Source organism: Kitasatospora arboriphila, assembly GCF_039528095.1.
Lineage (GTDB): Bacteria > Actinomycetota > Actinomycetes > Streptomycetales > Streptomycetaceae > Kitasatospora > Kitasatospora arboriphila.
On sequence record NZ_BAAALD010000299.1, the window covers coordinates 1 to 556 of the forward strand.

Below are 556 nucleotides of genomic sequence, written 5' to 3' on the forward strand. Positions count from 1 at the left end.
TTAAAGACCTTCGGTAAAATTAGCGCCATGATTATTACATCGCTTGCTCTTGACCGCTCTCCTCTCCGGAAAACATAGCCATTATCCGGCGTTTTATTTCTCTATCCTTGTTCACTAATGTCTTGGTAACAAAGGCTGAGTAGTCTTTTGATGTGTTATATCCCTTCCAGACTTCGTGAGGATCTAAAGCGTAAGCACAAACCTTTCCAGCAACTGGTATTCTTACCAAAGCACCTTTCTCCTCCAAATAATCTAACCAACGACGAATTGTTCGAGTAGAAACACCCATCTGATTAGCTAAAAACTGCTGATCGCAGACCACTGCACCGCATGTAGGATCTATGTGTTCAGCGAAAAATGAGTAAAGACCTATAGCGGCAGCACCCTGTTTGTCCCTCACAAGCTCTCTAATGCGTTGCCAGCCCTTTGGGTATGTCTGAGTGAAGTTACTGTTCTTCTTTGCCTCCTCGTGCTCTTTAGATGCCTTCTTGTCGATTTCCTGTATTTCTTTCTGCCTTAGCTTTGCTTGGTGTTCTGAAGCTACGATCATCTTTAT

At 43.3% G+C, this 556-nt stretch carries 1 protein-coding gene; it reads right to left on the reverse strand.

The genetic code is table 11. From position 1 onward, the window contains the following. Window positions 1–34: 34 nt before the first annotated feature. Window positions 35–556 (reverse strand): helix-turn-helix domain-containing protein (locus tag ABD353_RS40075; RefSeq protein WP_344628620.1); only part of this gene is annotated, 522 nt, incomplete at its 5' end.